The following is a 16,040-nucleotide window of genomic DNA, read 5'->3' as shown; positions in this document are numbered from 1 at the left end:
ATGAAGCTTGCTTTTATCTGTACAGAAAAGCTGCCGGCGCCCGCGGTACGCGGCGGCGCTATTCAAATGATGATTGATGGTGTCACACCCTATTTCAGCAGCCGGTACGACCTGACCATTTTTTCAATAGAAGATCCATCGCTTCCAAAAAGAGAAACGAAAAACGGCGTACATTATATCCATCTGCCAAAAGAGCATTACCGAGAGGCGGTAGCCGAAGAGCTGCGAGCCTCTTCCTTTGACCTCATTCATGTGTTCAACAGGCCTTTAAATGTCTCTTTATATAAAAAAGCCTCACCAAACAGCAAGATCATTCTGAGCCTGCATAACGAAATGTTTTCTGAAAAAAAGATGACCTTCGCGCAAGGAAAAGAAGTACTCGACAATGTCTCCATGATCACAACTGTCAGCGAATTTATTAAACAAACCGTCATTGAACGTTTCCCTGAAGCCGAGGACATCACAAAAGTCGTGTACTCGGGCGTTGATTTACACTCTTATCCGCCCGTCTGGACGACGAAAGGCGCGGCTGTCAGAGAAACATACCGAAAAAAATACGCCATTGAGGATAAAAAAGTTATTTTATTCGCCGGCCGCTTAAGCCCGACAAAAGGGCCTCACCTTCTCATTCACAGCATGAGAAGGATTTTACAGCAGCATCCTGATGCTGTACTTGTCATAGCAGGCGGAAAGTGGTTCAGCGATGACAGCGAAAATCAATATGTCACCTATCTGCACAAGCTGGCGCTGCCGTACAGAGACCACGTGATCTTTACAAAATTCATTCCCGCAGACGACATACCAAACCTTTTTCTGATGGCAGATGTATTTGTGTGCAGCTCTCAGTGGAATGAACCCCTCGCCCGTGTGAATTATGAAGCAATGGCAGCCGGCACGCCCTTAATTACCACAAACCGGGGCGGAAACGGAGAAGTCGTAAAACACGAAGTCACCGGCCTTGTCATTGACAGCTACAACAAACCTTCTTCATTTGCAAAAGCAATTGACAGAGCCTTTACTGATCATGAATTAATGAACAAAATGACAAAAAACGGCCGTAAGCATGTAGAAGCTTTATTTACCTTTACACATGCTGCCAAACGGCTAAATGCAGTTTACCAATCCGTTTTGACCCCGAAAAACAAACAATTCCCGCCGCCTTTTCTGACGCAAAACTTTGATTTATCATCTATCAATCAGCTTTTTGTGAAAGCAAAATCATAAAACCTACACAGCTCGCGTTGCAAAACGGGCTGTTTTTTGTTGCAGAGAGCTCAAAAAAAGGCATAAAAGTGACTTTATGCCTTGCGCTTTACAGTTGGAGAAAACCATGGAGCTGGTTTAGAATCACTTGGAAGAATGATGATTTCCACTCTAGCTTCCTCCGCTAAGTCTGGTTCTTCATCTTCCTCCTCTTCCTCTTCATATGGGGGCGCTGAGTGTTTCGAATCACGTTTCTCCTCAGGCTCTAGAGTGGTTTCGAATTTCGTTTCTTCTTCATCATCGACGATTTTGTGATCTGTTTCCTTTTCCTTCGTTTCTTCTTGATATTCTTTCGGTGCATTGATGTGAGGGAGCTCTCGAATGCTGCCCACATCTAAATGCTTCTCCTCTTCTTCCTTCTCAGCTGGGATTGAGTCATGAGCCTGCCATCCCATCGATCCAGGCGGTGTAAATACGAATTGGTCGAGATCCAGTTTAGAAATAGAGGCTTTTTGTCTCGATGATCTCATGTCAATACGCCTCCCGATACGCTTTTATCTTTTTATACAGTTCCGGCAGTTTATCCAAAAACGAATCTTTAGATTCTTCAACAGAAATCATGTTTTGCAGCGCCCAGTTATACTTCTCATCTGACCACGTTTTCTTTTGCTTTAAATAATATTTATGGCCGATTGCACAGAACAAATGCGGAAACGCGAGATCAATCCAAAGTACCTCGTACTGTTTTTCTGTGAGCGGATACACTTTGTCATAGGCCGCAAGCAGTGCAACCATGAAATCAGTATCCCACACAGAAAGCTTAACCATCACTTTATTCAGCAGAATACGAAGGTCTCTTGAAGGCAAATCGTAGGTAATCGAGTGAAGCTCCTTTAAAAAAGGCTCCCCGTCGATCTCAGTCAAACGTGCCAATGTAAAATCCTGAAAACAGAATCCGCCATGCTCGAGCGTTTCTTTTGTCCAGGTTTCGTATTCTGAGTCATCAAGCGCTTGAAGAGCTTCTTTTCCTCTTGCCAGCATTTTATCAGCATGTTTTAAGAAAGTTTGCGAAAATACGTCATCAGGATAGGATGCTGCGATCTGCATATTCCCTTCAAGTTCCTGCAGCTTCCATCGGTACAATTTATGCCATTTTCCCAGCCTGCTTCTCTTCTTGCTTTCATCTGTGCAAACATATCCTTTTGACGCATGATGAAAATGGCCGGCAAACGACATGACTTTTTTCATTTGCTCTGCATCATAGTAAATCATTTCTTTTCCTGTCACTTTGTCATATAAGCTGTAAGAAACATGATCTGTGCCCAAGCAGCTCCCGCCATTTTTTGTTTGATGAATCGGCGCTATCGGCAGCCCTTTCTCTTGTAAATGGGCATGTGCCTGAGTGATAAAAAGCATCCGTTCCGGTTTCATTTGCGCTTCTTTTAATAGCTTTGCGCCATGATCAGTTTGAACTTCCCAGATTTTGCGTCCGCTTTTGTTCGATTTCAGTGCCACATTGTCAATATGAAAAGGATAATAGCTGAGAATTTCAGACACAATCTGTTCTTCATGCTCTTTTTGGTACACTCTGTTCACCCCTTCTATCTGTTCTTTTCATAGACGCTGAGCAGATTTTCAGCCACCCTCTGCCAGCCGAAATTGCTTTCTGCCTCACGGCGGCTGTATTTCCCAAGCCGTTCCCGCTTTTCCGAGCTAGTCAGCAAATCATTGATATGTTCGGCATATTGTTTAGGATTTTCAAAGTCATGAATGATGTAGCCGTTTTTCCCTTCCTCTATGACCTCTGGATTGCCTCCCCGATTGCTTGTGATAATTGGAAGTCCCGCAGCCATCGCTTCATAATGCACCCTTGCTAAAGGCTCCTGCCATTGCGAAGAGCATACAAATACATCTGACATGGTATAAAGGCGCGGAATGTCCTTTGGCTTCACAAATTGAATAAATGTGACATGATCCTTTTGCATCGCACCGAGGGTATGAAGATGTTTGACATAGTTATTTAATTCATTATCTCCGAACCATTTTGACCCGATAAATACCATCATGACATCGGGGTGCTCCTCAATGATGTCCGGCAAAGCCTGCAATAAAATGTGCGGGCCTTTGACTTTGCTAAGCCGGCCGACAAAAAGGACAATTTTTTTGCCGTGAAGCCCTAGCTCGCTTCGCATCTCTTCGCGAGCCCGCTGCCCTTCATTCGTCCAGCGAGGGTGGTACGCTTTTAAATCCACACCAGAATACACTGTTTTTGTTTTGGATCGTGCTGACGGGAAACGTCTTGTGATCGTCTGTCCGATATAATCGCTGACCGTAACAATCTGCGCTACGGAGTCGATGCAAATCTCGCCTTCCGCCTGGCTGATTTTATCGTAAGCAAACATTTCATTGTGAACGCTTAAAATAAAAACAGCATCTGGCGCCTGTTTCTTCAATTTCGGAACCCAGCTTGGGCGATTACAAACATGCACAAGATCAAAACGGCTCTTTTTCAGCTCTTCTCCAACGGCTTCTTCATAACGGTCTTCATCCAAATGCACATAATGGACACCGTCTACCTTCTCTCTATCAGCGAGATTCGGATCTTTAATAGAAAACACAGTCACCTCATGTTTTTTGGCAATTAAAGGGGCAACCGCTTCGAGGTAGATTTGAATGGCGCCTCCTCGAACCGATGGGACAGGAAGCTTCTCTGTGGCGATCAGTGCTATTTTCATACATAGCCTCCATTCCTGCATGATTTTTAACTAGTTAGAATCATGATACGGCTGAACAACCAACTTGTGCGGAATGGGACTGCCCTAAAAACAAAACGGGTAAACAACCATATTCATCTATTAAATATAGTCAAATATCTCAATCATTTTTTCCTTTTGATTCATAAGGTAGGAGTAAAACAGGTAAGGATGTGTCCTTTAATGGCAGAAAACCATGAAGTCATTGAGGAGGGGAATTCATCAGAGCTTCCTTTATCAGCAGAAGATGCAAAAAAATTAACGGAGCTGGCTGAAAATGTGCTTCAAGGATGGGATGTGCAGGCTGAAAAAATAGACGTCATTCAGGGAAACCAGATGGCGCTAGTCTGGAAGGTCCACACAGACTCCGGCGCGGTTTGTCTAAAACGAATACACAGGCCAGAAAAGAAAGCGTTGTTTTCCATTTTCGCGCAGGACTATTTAGCAAAAAAAGGAATGAATGTTCCTGGCATACTCCCAAACAAAAAAGGCAGCCTATATTCCAAGCACGGCTCATTTCTATTTGTCGTATATGACTGGATCGAAGGAAGACCGTTTGAGCTGACTGTAAAGCAGGACTTGGAGTTTATCATGAAAGGCCTTGCTGATTTTCATACAGCGTCCGTCGGATATCAGCCGCCAAATGGCGTTCCCGTATTTACCAAATTAGGTCGCTGGCCAAATCACTACACGAAACGGTGCAAACAGATGGAAACATGGAAGCTGATGGCGGAGGCGGAAAAAGAAGATCCTTTCTCACAGCTTTATCTTCAGGAGATAGATGGCTTTATTGAAGACGGGCTGCGCATCAAAGACCAGCTTTTGCAGTCGACCTATGTTCCATGGACTGAACAGCTGAAAAAAAGCCCTAACCTTTGCCACCAGGATTACGGAACCGGAAATACACTCTTAGGGGAAAATGAACAGATTTGGGTCATTGACTTAGATACCGTTTCATTTGATCTGCCTATTCGCGATTTGCGCAAAATGATTATTCCGCTTTTGGATACGACGGGCGTTTGGGATGACGAGACATTTCATGTCATGCTGAACGCATACGAATCCAGAGCCCCATTAACTGAAGAACAAAAACAAGTCATGTTTATTGATATGCTGTTTCCTTATGAGCTTTACGATGTCATTCGCGAAAAATACGTCCGCAAGTCGGCTTTACCGAAGGAAGAATTAGAATCAGCTTTTGAATATGAACGCATTAAAGCAAACGCATTGCAGCAGCTTATTTAAGACCATCATTTCCCCCGCATATCGGGGGTTTGATCTTTATAAGATAAAGGGTAAATAAATACATGCGGAGGTAGCAAATATGAAAAAGATTGTCGGCGCCTTAGCCGTTTTTGTGATTACATATGCGCTGTTTTCAGCCGCGGGTTACCTGTTTCCTGTGGACCAAGAATGGTACAATTCATTGAAAAAACCGGACTGGACGCCAAGCGGAACTGCGATCGGCATCATTTGGGCCATCCTGTTTGCCCTGATCTCCCTTTCAGCAGCCATTATATATGCTGCGTTTTCATTTAAAGGTGCAAAAAGCTTTTGGTTTGCGCTATTAATAAATTACGTGCTCAATCAGGCATTCAGCTATTTCCAGTTTACGCAAAAAAATCTGCTGGCTGCATCGCTTGACTGTCTGCTGGTCGCCATCACAGCAATCGTATTACTGATCATTGCGAAAAAATACAACAGAGCCGCAAGCTATCTTCTTTTGCCTTATTTTTTATGGAGTGCATTTGCGACGTTCTTATCCTTTACCATCGATTCAATAAATCTGTGAACAAAAAAAGCCGCTTATACAGCGGCTTTTTCATATCATCGGCTTGATGCCCCAAATGTCCTTCGCATATTCCCGGATCGTGCGGTCGCTGGAGAAATATCCAGAATGAGCAATGTTTACAATCGAACGCTCAGACCATTTCCTTCGCTCTCGATAATCAGCTTGAATTCGCTCCTGCGCATCTGCATATGAGCTGAAATCCTTCAGCACAAAATACTCATCATTATGCGGGAGCAGTGAGTCATAGATCGATTCAAACTCATCTGTTTCTCCTTCAAAAAAACCATTGATCAGCTGATCGACTACCTGCCTGATTCTCCGGTCATGCTGATAATATTCCCTCGATCTATAGCCGCCGTTTTCCTGATACGATAGAACATCATCCGCTTTTAAGCCGAATGTGTAAATACAGTCAGGGCCCACCCGCTCAAGGATTTCGATATTAGCGCCATCATGCGTGCCGATCGTTAAAGCGCCGTTCATCATAAACTTCATATTTCCTGTACCAGACGCTTCCTTGCTTGCGGTTGAAATTTGCTCACTTACATCTGACGCCGGAAAAATTCGCTCAGCCATAGAAACTCTATAATTTTCTAAAAAAACAATTTTGATCAGCTGTTTGACCGCTGGATCATAATTGACTTTATCTGCAACAGAATGGATCAGCTTAATGATTTTCTTGGCATAGTAATAGCTTGGTGAAGCCTTTGCCCCGAAAATAAAGGTTTGCGGGTAGATTGAAAACCCCGAATCTTCCTTGAGGCGATTATACAAATACATAATGTGAAGAACATTCAACAGCTGCCGTTTATATGCATGAAGCCGTTTCACCTGTACGTCGAATATGCTGTCAGGGTTCACAACCACCCCTGCCGTGCAAAAAATCAAATCGGCAAGCTCTTGTTTTTTCTTGCTTTTGTTGTTTTGAAACTGTTCAATAAATGCAGGATCAGAGGCGTACGGTTCTAAACGGATCAGTGATTCCGGCTGTTTCACCCATTCATCGCCGATCGCCTCTGTAATGATGGCAGACAAGCCTGGATTCGCTTTTAACAGCCAGCGCCTGTGGGCAATTCCATTCGTCTTATTGTTAAAACGATTTGGGAACAGCAAGTGAAAGTCGCGCATCTCCCTTTCCTTTAATATATCGGAATGAATTTTTGCAACGCCATTCACACTGTAACTGCCTACTATGGCCAGATGAGCCATTTTGACAACACCATGCGCTGTAATCGCCATGTCCTCTATCCTTTTCCAGTCTCCCGGATACTTTTCCCAAACTGCGCGGCAAAACCTTTCATTGATCTCTTCAATAATCATATACATGCGCGGAAGCAGCGGCCTAAACAAATGAATCGGCCATTTCTCAAGCGCTTCTGACAATGTAGTATGATTCGTATAAGAAATCGTATGTACAGTGATATGCCAAGCTTCTTCCCAGCTCATGTTCTCTTCATCGAGCAAAATCCGCATCAGCTCAGGCACCGCAAGCGCAGGGTGAGTGTCATTAATATGAATGCTCACTTTTTTATGCAGGCCGGATAAAGATTTATGTGTTTTTCGGTAATTGTTCACAATGCTTTTTAAGCTTGCGCATACCAAAAAATACTGCTGCTTCAGACGTAAAATTTTCCCCTCGTCATGGGTGTCATCGGGATATAAAAATTCAGAAACCGCTTCTGTTTCCCGCTTATAAGACAAAATATTACCGCCGTGATAATGCGCATAGGGCTCGGCGTTCCAAAGCCTTAACGTATTGACAGTGCCCGTTTCATAGCCGATGATCGGTATATCATAAGGAACAGCGGTAACAATTGTCGCTTGTTCATGGCGAAAATGCAGACGCCCGCTTTTTTCTGTCATATGCACCTCGCCCCAAAACGGAACGTCAACTGCCTGATCCGCATTCCTTACTTCCCATACATTCCCGTTTTTCAGCCATTGCTCAGGCAGCTCCACCTGATGCCCGTCTACAATTTTTTGCTCAAACAAGCCATGCTTATAACGGATGCCCATCCCGTGCCCAGGCAGGTTCAACGAAGCAAGAGAATCTAAAAAGCAAGCGGCCAAGCGGCCAAGCCCGCCGTTGCCGAGACCAGCATCGTTCTCTATCTGAAGGATCTCCTCTAAATTGATGCCGATTTCCTTTAAACCAGCTTCTACAACATCACGAACACCAAGATTCATTAAGTTTTGTTCAAGGAGCTGACCGAGCAGAAATTCGATTGATAGATAATATGTCTGCTTCCCGGAATTGGATCTGCTTTTTTCATTCGTCTTGATCCAATCTGCGCTGATATACTCTCTGACCATATTGCCCAACGTTTTATATTGATCCAGCTTGGCAGAATCTTTAAAGCTTTTTCCGCACGTCATTTCCAGCCGCTTTAAAAATAAATCTGCAAAGCGTTCTTTACTCGAGAACATCCCGTCCACTCCTTGTCACATGCTCGAAAATGCGCTGATACTCTTTAGCCGACTTCCCCCAGCTGTAATCTGCATTCATTGCGGTCTTCATGATGCTCTGCCATACATCCTGTTGCCGATAAAACGACAGCGCCCTTTCAATCGTAAATTTCAGGTCATGCGCATTGAAGGCGGAAAATGTAAAACCATTGCCCGTTCCCTCTTCCTCCTGATAGGAACGGACAGTGTCGTAAAGTCCGCCCGTTTCCCTGACAATCGGAATGGCGCCATATTGAAGAGCAATGAGCTGCCCTAAGCCGCACGGCTCAAATTTCGACGGCATCAAAAACATATCAGAGCCCGCATAAATTTGGTGGGCAAGCGGCTCATCAAACCCAATATAAGCTCGGCACTTCTCATGAAAAGCAAATTCTGCATACCGAAAATAATCTTCGAATTCACGTTCTCCTGTACCCAGCACAACCAGCTGTATGTCTTGCTCCTCAAGTAGCTCGTGCATAATTCTGCGGACAAGATCAAGCCCCTTTTGTTTAGTGAGCCTTGTCACCATACTGATCAGCGGAATATCGTTTTTCTCTGGAAGCCCCATCCGCCGCTGAAGCTTCGTTTTGTTTTCCAGCTTGCATGCAAGCTGCTCCGAGTCGTACTGCGCCTCTATATAAGGATCGCTTTTTGGCTGATAGAACGTATCATCAATGCCGTTTAATATGCCCGTTACATCATTTTCCCTATATTGCAAAACCTGCTCCAGCTGCTCACCATAATACGGCGTCAAGATTTCATTTCTGTAAGTAGGGCTCACAGTCGTCACATGATCAGCCGCAATGATGCCCGCCTTCATAAAATTAACAAAACCGTTGCATTCTAACCTTTCATAATGAAAATGATCCATCTCAAGACCCAGCAAGTCATGTGTGACATCAGGAGGAAATATGCCTTGAAACTGCAGGTTGTGGATCGTGAGTACGCTTTTCATCCGTTCATAAAAAGGATGCTTTCTATACTCCTCTTTCAGCAAATAATTGACCATCGCTGTATGCCAATCGTGAGTATGAACAATATCGGCTGGAACATTCACAACTTTGGCAGCCTCCAGTACAGCTCTTGAAAAAAAGGCAAACCTCTCACCATCATCATAATGCCCGTACAACGAATCCCTGTTGAAATAGTACTCATTGTCGATGAAGTAATAATTCACATCATCCTCTGCCACATGTTCAATTCCGCAATATTGCTGGCGCCAGCCGACAGCTACGGTACACTCAGCCTTTTTTTTCATACGCTTTTTCCATGGCTCAGGTATTTGGCTGTACTTCGGCAGCATCACATATACCTCATTGCCTAATCTCGCAAGCGCCTTCGGAAGAGCACCTGCTACATCGGCAAGACCTCCGGATTTAACAAATGGGGTGCATTCAGACACAGCAAATAATATCTTCAAGAATTCATCAGCTCTCCTTGCACCAAACCTTTTCTTAATACAAGCGGCTGGTCAGCTGTTCCAGCAGCTTCCGTCGCCTTGCCGATTTTAACGTCCTTATCAGAAATGACCTGCTCAAGAAGACAATCCTCGCCAATCTGCGTTTTTTGCATAATAATGCAGTTTTTCAGCTTCGTTCCCTTTCCGACATGGACCGCCCTGAACAAAATGCAGTTTTCAACCTCTCCTTCAAGCACACAGCCGTTTGCCACCAAAGAATTTTTGACAGTGCTGTATTTTCCGTATTTTGTCGGCGGTTCATCCTTCACTTTTGTGTAGATCGGCTGCTGCGGCAAAAACACCTGCTGCCAAAAACGAGGCTGAATGAGTTCCATACTGTGGGTATAATATTTTTCCACCGAATCAATAACAGCGGCATAACCGGAATATTCATAAGGGCAAATGGTCAAGGCGGACGCTTCCTTTTCAACAGCCTCTTGAATGGTTTTATAGCCTTTTTCGCTGTGTCCGTAGATCAGATCCTTTAAAAGTGTTGTAGACATGATATAAATTTGCAGCGACTGGCCGTCCTGAAATACCTCGGTGACATCGCAGCCAACCTCCTGATGGCGTTTCAGCACATATTGAAATTGAATGTTGCATACGGTATGGCTGTTGGAGATAACAGCATATTGCTGCGTGCTTCTGTGGAAGTAATCTAGATGGTCCGAAAACTGGCGAAAGGAACCGAATTCATCGTATTCGTGATGAAGATGGGGAGACGGGAAAAAAAAGAGACCGTCCTTTTTCCGATGCAAATCCCATTCCTTACCTGCCCCAAGGTGATCCATGAGCGAACGGTAACGATACTTCGGAAAAATTGCAACACTCCTAATATCCGCATTCACCATATTGGATAGCATAAAATCAATCAGACGGTATCTGCCGGCAAAAGGGATCGCCCCAAGCGACCGCTGTGCTGTTAAATCCTGAAGAGAATGCTTATATGTGGTTTCATCTATAACACCTAACATTTGATTATTGAACACTGATTCTGCCCCCTGTTCAGTAATTAAATCAATTCTTTTTCTACAAATTCCTCTGAAACGAGCAGCACCTCTTCAATATCTTTTTCGGAGCGAATCACTGCGCCATCCGGGATCACCATCCCCTTAGGAACGATGGCATTTTCAATCACTACATGCTCCCCAATCGTCACATCCGGCATTATGACGGATGATTTGACAGTCGCATGCTTACCGACAGTCACACCTTGAAAAAGAACGGAGTGAGACACATTTCCATAAACAACACAACCTTCGTTCACAAGCGAATCTTGAACCTGCGCATCAGATGAAATAAATTGCGGGGGCTGATTTGGATTGACGGAGTAAATTTTCCATTTGCGTTCAAACAGCTTCAGCTCCGAGTCCTCTTTTAACAAATCCATGTTGGCTTCCCACAAGCTCTGCACTGTTCCGACATCCTTCCAATATCCTTTGAACGGATAAGCGGAAAGCTTCTTTTTCTCCTCCAAAAGCAGAGGAATAATGTCCTTGCCGAAGTCGTGGCTAGAATAAGGGTTCTGATCGTCCATCTCAAGATACTGTTTCAAAAGCGGCCAATTGAAGATATAAATTCCCATTGAGGCAAGATTGCTCTTAGGGAACTTGGGCTTTTCATCAAATTGTGTGATCGTTCCATCTGCATTGGCCTTCATGATCCCAAACCGGCTTGCTTCCTCCCAGCCCACTTCGATGACAGAAATGGTCACATCTGCTTTCTTTTCAATGTGAAAATCAAGCATTTTGCCGTAATCCATTTTGTATATGTGATCCCCTGATAAAATCAGTACATACTCAGGATCATACTGATTCAAATAATTGAGATTTTCATAAATGGCGCTTGCCGTCCCTTTATACCATTTGACTTCTGATGACTCGGCATAAGGGGGTAAAACCGTCACTCCGCCATTATATCTATCAAGATCCCATGCACTGCCGATTCCAATATAGGAATTCAGCTCAAGCGGCTGATATTGCGTTAAAATCCCGACTGTGTCTATGCCTGAATTGGAGCAGTTGCTTAGAGTAAAATCAATAATCCTGTATTTTCCCCCGAAAGATACAGCCGGTTTGGCCATATTTTTTGTTAATCCGCTGAGACGGCTGCCCTTCCCGCCGGCAAGGAGCATGGCTACACATTGTTTTTTCATCTTTTAATCTCTCCTCTTTTTTTAACCGCCCGTAAAATTGAGATGCCGTAAGGGGGGATGGTCATCGTGATATAACACGGTTTATGATGAAGAGCTCCCTTTTTGGCCGATAACGGCTTTTTATTGATTTGTCCTGAGCCTCCATATGTTTCACTGTCACTGTTAAGCACTTCGATGTATTGAGTAAAAAAAGGAACTCCAACATCATATTGATGATAGACCACGGGTGTAAAATTACAAATGATGACAAGCGCCTCACCGTGCTTTTTGCCATAACGAATAAAAGAAAAGATTGATTGTTCTTCATTATGGACATCAATCCATTCAAACGATTGTGCACGATGGTCATGTTCATAAAGGATTTTGCTTTTTTGGTAAAAGCGGAGAAGATCTTTCGTAAAAACGCTGGCTTTCTGATGCATGGGGAAGGAGTCCAAAAACCAATCAAGCTGTTCTGTATCTTTCCATTCATCAAATTGGGCATACTCTGATCCCATAAAGATCAATTTCTTTCCGGGATGCACTGTCATATAGCCCAGCAAAAGCCGATACTGGGCAAATTTCTGCCAGTAGTCGCCAGGCATTTTATTAAGAAGTGATTTTTTTCCGTATACGACTTCATCATGAGAAAACGGCAACACAAAATGTTCACTAAACGCATACAGTAATGAAAAAGAGATAAGCTGATGACAATGCCGCCTTTCTTCGGGCGGCGTCTCCATGTATTTCAGTACGTCATTCATCCATCCCATATTCCATTTATAATGAAAACCAAGCCCCCCTTCCTCAACGGCACCTGTCACTTGAGGCCATTCTGTAGAATCTTCCGCGATCATCATCACCTGTGGATATGCCTCTCTCATGGTTTGATTGAGTTTTTTTAAAAATTCAACAGCATAGGGATTCGTGTGGCGTTCATCCTGATTTGGCCAATACAAGATATTAGCCACTGCATCAACCCTAAATCCATCTATATGATAGAATTCCGCCCAGTACAACGCATTCGAAATTAAAAAACTATGAACTTCTGGTTTTCCCAGGTCAAAATTTGCCGTACCCCATAACCAGTTCTCCCGATCACGTTCTTCTTTGTATTCATAAAGCGGTTCTCCATCAAACATATAAAGGCCATGTGCATCTTTACAAAAATGTCCAGGGACCCAATCTAGAATGACTCCGATATTTTGTTGATGACATTCATCAACAAACCTCATCAGATCGTGCGGTGTGCCAAACCTGCTTGTCGGGCTGTAATACCCCGTTCCTTGGTACCCCCAGGAACGATCATATGGATGCTCATACACCGGAAGCAGTTCAATATGGGTAAACCCATGCTCTTTGATATACGGAATAAGCGTCTGACTTAATTCTTTATAGGAGTAATGCCTGCCATCAGAATGCTTCTTCCAAGACCCGAGATGCAGTTCATAAATGAAAACAGGTTTCTCATACAGCGTCTTAGTCTTCTGTTTCTTTTGCCATTTTTGATCTTGCCAGCTGTACCCTTCCAAATCGTAAGTAAGTGACGCTGTGTTTGGTCTGACTTCTGAATAAATGGCGTATGGATCTGCCTTCAGCCTGATCTCACCGCAATTCGTCACGATTTCATATTTATATCGTTCCTTTTCTCCTAAACCCGGAATAAATAACGTCCAAATGCCATTATCATTCACTCTGTGCATCACATGCTGTTCTCCCGACCAGCTGTTAAAATCCCCAGCCACTCGTACTTCCGACGCATGAGGCGCCCACACACAGAATTCATATCCGCTTGTGCCATTCAGCTCACGAAAATGCGAGCCAAACAGCTGATAGCTTTTAAACAGACTGCCTTCGTGAAAAAGATAAACATCATGTGCTGTAGGGCTGGCAGCGGCCATGTAATCATCCTTTCTGACATCATAGTTTTCATTTATAGTATTTATTCGAAGAAATAAAAAAAAGCCCTTTCCTGAAAGCGCTTATACTTATAGACAATTAACTTCAATTTCTGAAGAAAAACGAAATATATGGAGATTTTTGTTGCCTGTTTTAAAATAAAGAACGAAGCCTATGGCATATCCATGATTTATAAAAACAAAAAAGCCTTGCAGGATATGCAAGGCTTCTGGATGACCCGTACGGGATTCGAACCCGTGTTACCGCCGTGAAAGGGCGGTGTCTTAACCGCTTGACCAACGGGCCGACAATTATAATTTATATCTGAAATCATATGGCGGAGAAGGAGGGATTTGAACCCTCGCGCCGCTTACACGACCTACACCCTTAGCAGGGGCGCCTCTTCAGCCACTTGAGTACTTCTCCATTTGGCTCCACAGGCAGGATTCGAACCTGCGACCGATCGGTTAACAGCCGATAGCTCTACCACTGAGCTACTGTGGAATATAAAAGTCATGGTGGGCCTGAATGGACTCGAACCATCGACCTCACGCTTATCAGGCGTGCGCTCTAACCAGCTGAGCTACAGGCCCATGACGATATAGAAATGGAGCGGGTGATGGGAATCGAACCCACGACATCAGCTTGGAAGGCTGAGGTTTTACCACTAAACTACACCCGCAATTTTTATTTGGGGCGATTGATGGGAATCGAACCCACGAATGCCAGAGCCACAATCTGGTGCGTTAACCACTTCGCCACAACCGCCAAAATATATATTGATAAATGGTGGCTCGGGACGGAATCGAACCGCCGACACACGGATTTTCAGTCCGTTGCTCTACCAACTGAGCTACCGAGCCTAAGTATTTAAATGGCGGTCCGGACGGGACTCGAACCCGCGACCTCCTGCGTGACAGGCAGGCATTCTAACCAACTGAACTACCGGACCATTTTAAAATTTGGTTGCGGGGGCAGGATTTGAACCTGCGACCTTCGGGTTATGAGCCCGACGAGCTACCGAACTGCTCCACCCCGCGATGATTGGGAATATGTATGGCGGAGGAAGAGGGATTCGAACCCCCGCGGGCTTTGACACCCCTGTCGGTTTTCAAGACCGATCCCTTCAGCCAGACTTGGGTATTCCTCCGTATAGTGGTGGACCTTGTAGGACTCGAACCTACGACCGGACGGTTATGAGCCGTCTGCTCTAACCAACTGAGCTAAAGGTCCATTGGTAGCGGCGGAGGGGATCGAACCCCCGACCTCACGGGTATGAACCGTACGCTCTAGCCAGCTGAGCTACACCGCCAAATATTTTTAGAAACCAAGTGGAGCCTAGCGGGATCGAACCGCTGACCTCCTGCGTGCAAAGCAGGCGCTCTCCCAGCTGAGCTAAGGCCCCAAGAATGGTCGGGAAGACAGGATTCGAACCTGCGACCCCATGGTCCCAAACCATGTGCTCTACCAAGCTGAGCTACTTCCCGATTTCATGTAGATCATGGCGCGCCCGAGAGGAGTCGAACCCCTAACCTTTTGATCCGTAGTCAAACGCTCTATCCAATTGAGCTACGGGCGCAAAACTTAATGCCGAGGGCCGGACTTGAACCGGCACGGTAGTCACCTACCGCAGGATTTTAAGTCCTGTGTGTCTGCCAATTCCACCACCCCGGCGTGGATGGTATAGTTGGAGCGGAAGACGGGATTCGAACCCGCGACCCCCACCTTGGCAAGGTGGTGTTCTACCACTGAACTACTTCCGCAGAAATGGTGCGGATGAAGGGACTTGAACCCCCACGTCTGTAAAGACACTAGAGCCTGATTCTAGCGCGTCTGCCAATTCCGCCACATCCGCAACATGTAAATGGTGAGCCATGAAGGACTCGAACCTTCGACCCTCTGATTAAAAGTCAGATGCTCTACCAACTGAGCTAATGGCTCTTCTTACAATAGACTTAAATATTATACCATATAAAAGTGGTGCCGGCAAGAGGACTTGAACCCCCAACCTACTGATTACAAGTCAGTTGCTCTACCAATTGAGCTACACCGGCATATATGTAAACCGATATGTATAATGAAGAATGGTGGAGGATGACGGGCTCGAACCGCCGACCCTCTGCTTGTAAGGCAGATGCTCTCCCAGCTGAGCTAATCCTCCATAATTGCACTAACGTGCAATTGCTTGGCGGCGTCCTACTCTCACAGGGGGAAACCCCCGACTACCATCGGCGCTGAAGAGCTTAACTTCCGTGTTCGGTATGGGAACGGGTGTGACCTCTTCGCTATCGCCACCAAACAAATTGAGAGTGTTCTCTCAAAACTAGATAACAGGTGTGACATCAATCAAAA

Annotated in this window: 11 protein-coding genes, 21 tRNA genes and 1 rRNA gene; 3 read left to right on the top strand and 30 right to left on the bottom strand. The window is 44.8% G+C overall.

Translation table 11 applies throughout. The annotated features are described in order from the left end of the window. Positions 1–1,224 carry a glycosyltransferase family 4 protein gene (locus BLL41_RS04570; protein WP_071576938.1) on the top strand — a complete coding sequence of 408 codons (1,224 nt, stop codon included), beginning with the start codon at positions 1–3 and terminating at the stop codon, positions 1,222–1,224. Between the two features lie 74 nt (positions 1,225–1,298). Here BLL41_RS04570 and BLL41_RS04565 read toward each other — a convergent pair whose 3' ends face one another. From BLL41_RS04565 to cotSA, 3 genes are read right to left on the bottom strand one after another with little or no spacing between them, the layout of a single operon-like run. Next, positions 1,299–1,733 carry a hypothetical protein gene (locus BLL41_RS04565; RefSeq protein ID WP_071576937.1) on the bottom strand — a complete coding sequence of 145 codons (435 nt, stop codon included), beginning with the start codon at positions 1,731–1,733 and terminating at the stop codon, positions 1,299–1,301. 1 nt (position 1,734) lies between these two features. Next, positions 1,735–2,790: a spore coat putative kinase CotS gene (cotS, locus tag BLL41_RS04560; protein ID WP_071576936.1), complete on the bottom strand. Its 1,056-nt coding sequence runs from the start codon at positions 2,788–2,790 to the stop codon at positions 1,735–1,737. A gap of 14 nt (positions 2,791–2,804) precedes the next feature. Beyond that, positions 2,805–3,938 (bottom strand): spore coat protein CotSA, encoded by a 1,134-nt coding sequence (gene cotSA, locus BLL41_RS04555; protein WP_071576935.1) that lies wholly within the window; start codon positions 3,936–3,938, stop codon positions 2,805–2,807. A 189-nt stretch (positions 3,939–4,127) separates the two neighbouring features. On the opposite strand from cotSA, the gene cotI reads away from it, so the two are divergent. Together cotI and BLL41_RS04545 are read left to right on the top strand one after the other, a co-directional pair. After that, positions 4,128–5,201, top strand: a complete 1,074-nt coding sequence (gene cotI / locus BLL41_RS04550; protein WP_083427936.1) for a spore coat kinase CotI — start codon at positions 4,128–4,130, stop codon at positions 5,199–5,201. Between the two features lie 79 nt (positions 5,202–5,280). Beyond that, positions 5,281–5,748: a TspO/MBR family protein gene (locus BLL41_RS04545; protein WP_071576933.1), complete on the top strand. Its 468-nt coding sequence runs from the start codon at positions 5,281–5,283 to the stop codon at positions 5,746–5,748. 30 nt (positions 5,749–5,778) lie between these two features. Here the strand turns inward: BLL41_RS04545 and glgP are convergent, their stop codons facing one another. The 27 genes from glgP to rrf all read right to left on the bottom strand — a co-directional run bounded on the left by glgP (position 5,779) and on the right by rrf (position 15,987). Further along, entirely contained in the window at positions 5,779–8,175 is a 2,397-nt protein-coding gene (glgP, locus tag BLL41_RS04540) for a glycogen phosphorylase GlgP (protein ID WP_071576932.1), read from the bottom strand. Further along, positions 8,162–9,616, bottom strand: coding sequence for a glycogen synthase GlgA (gene glgA, locus BLL41_RS04535; protein WP_071576931.1), 1,455 nt, complete (start codon positions 9,614–9,616; stop codon positions 8,162–8,164). The genes glgP and glgA overlap by 14 nt, the downstream gene beginning before the upstream one ends. After that, a complete protein-coding gene (glgD, locus tag BLL41_RS04530; protein ID WP_083427935.1) occupies positions 9,613–10,644 on the bottom strand; it encodes a glucose-1-phosphate adenylyltransferase subunit GlgD in 1,032 nt (343 codons plus the stop codon). The genes glgA and glgD overlap by 4 nt, the downstream gene beginning before the upstream one ends. Positions 10,645–10,667: 23 nt before the next feature. After that, on the bottom strand, positions 10,668–11,810 hold the full coding sequence (locus tag BLL41_RS04525) for a glucose-1-phosphate adenylyltransferase (protein ID WP_071576930.1): 1,143 nt from the start codon (positions 11,808–11,810) through the stop codon (positions 10,668–10,670). Beyond that, positions 11,807–13,690 carry a 1,4-alpha-glucan branching enzyme gene (gene glgB, locus BLL41_RS04520; RefSeq protein WP_071576929.1) on the bottom strand — a complete coding sequence of 628 codons (1,884 nt, stop codon included), beginning with the start codon at positions 13,688–13,690 and terminating at the stop codon, positions 11,807–11,809. The genes BLL41_RS04525 and glgB overlap by 4 nt, the downstream gene beginning before the upstream one ends. Before the next feature lie 232 nt (positions 13,691–13,922). Then, positions 13,923–13,994 (bottom strand) — tRNA-Glu (locus BLL41_RS04515). 29 nt (positions 13,995–14,023) lie between these two features. Beyond that, positions 14,024–14,114, bottom strand: a tRNA-Ser gene (locus BLL41_RS04510). Positions 14,115–14,117: 3 nt separating this feature from the next. After that, positions 14,118–14,192 (bottom strand) — tRNA-Asn (locus BLL41_RS04505). A 12-nt stretch (positions 14,193–14,204) separates the two neighbouring features. Beyond that, positions 14,205–14,281, bottom strand: a tRNA-Ile gene (locus BLL41_RS04500). A gap of 15 nt (positions 14,282–14,296) precedes the next feature. After that, positions 14,297–14,370, bottom strand: a tRNA-Gly gene (locus BLL41_RS04495). A gap of 10 nt (positions 14,371–14,380) precedes the next feature. Then, positions 14,381–14,456 (bottom strand) — tRNA-His (locus BLL41_RS04490). A 19-nt stretch (positions 14,457–14,475) separates the two neighbouring features. After that, positions 14,476–14,551 (bottom strand) — tRNA-Phe (locus BLL41_RS04485). A gap of 12 nt (positions 14,552–14,563) precedes the next feature. Further along, positions 14,564–14,640: transfer RNA gene (locus BLL41_RS04480), tRNA-Asp, on the bottom strand. An 11-nt stretch (positions 14,641–14,651) separates the two neighbouring features. Then, positions 14,652–14,728: transfer RNA gene (locus BLL41_RS04475), tRNA-Met, on the bottom strand. Positions 14,729–14,745: 17 nt separating this feature from the next. Further along, a tRNA-Ser gene (locus tag BLL41_RS04470) sits at positions 14,746–14,838 on the bottom strand. A gap of 6 nt (positions 14,839–14,844) precedes the next feature. Next, positions 14,845–14,921: transfer RNA gene (locus tag BLL41_RS04465), tRNA-Ile, on the bottom strand. Between the two features lie 2 nt (positions 14,922–14,923). Then, positions 14,924–15,000, bottom strand: a tRNA-Met gene (locus BLL41_RS04460). Between the two features lie 20 nt (positions 15,001–15,020). Continuing rightward, positions 15,021–15,093: transfer RNA gene (locus BLL41_RS04455), tRNA-Ala, on the bottom strand. A 5-nt stretch (positions 15,094–15,098) separates the two neighbouring features. Next, positions 15,099–15,175: transfer RNA gene (locus BLL41_RS04450), tRNA-Pro, on the bottom strand. Positions 15,176–15,190: 15 nt separating this feature from the next. After that, positions 15,191–15,267: transfer RNA gene (locus BLL41_RS04445), tRNA-Arg, on the bottom strand. A 9-nt stretch (positions 15,268–15,276) separates the two neighbouring features. Then, positions 15,277–15,362, bottom strand: a tRNA-Leu gene (locus BLL41_RS04440). A 14-nt stretch (positions 15,363–15,376) separates the two neighbouring features. Continuing rightward, positions 15,377–15,451: transfer RNA gene (locus tag BLL41_RS04435), tRNA-Gly, on the bottom strand. 5 nt (positions 15,452–15,456) lie between these two features. After that, a tRNA-Leu gene (locus BLL41_RS04430) sits at positions 15,457–15,543 on the bottom strand. A 10-nt stretch (positions 15,544–15,553) separates the two neighbouring features. Beyond that, positions 15,554–15,629 (bottom strand) — tRNA-Lys (locus BLL41_RS04425). A gap of 37 nt (positions 15,630–15,666) precedes the next feature. Continuing rightward, a tRNA-Thr gene (locus BLL41_RS04420) sits at positions 15,667–15,742 on the bottom strand. Positions 15,743–15,773: 31 nt separating this feature from the next. Further along, a tRNA-Val gene (locus BLL41_RS04415) sits at positions 15,774–15,849 on the bottom strand. Positions 15,850–15,871: 22 nt separating this feature from the next. Next, positions 15,872–15,987: ribosomal RNA gene (rrf, locus tag BLL41_RS04410) — 5S ribosomal RNA — on the bottom strand. Between the last annotated feature and the right edge of the window lie 53 nt (positions 15,988–16,040).

Origin of the sequence: Bacillus sp. FMQ74, assembly GCF_001875785.1 — a bacterium.
Lineage (GTDB): Bacteria > Bacillota > Bacilli > Bacillales > Bacillaceae > Bacillus > Bacillus stercoris.
This window is presented reverse-complemented; position numbering and strand designations above follow the sequence as displayed.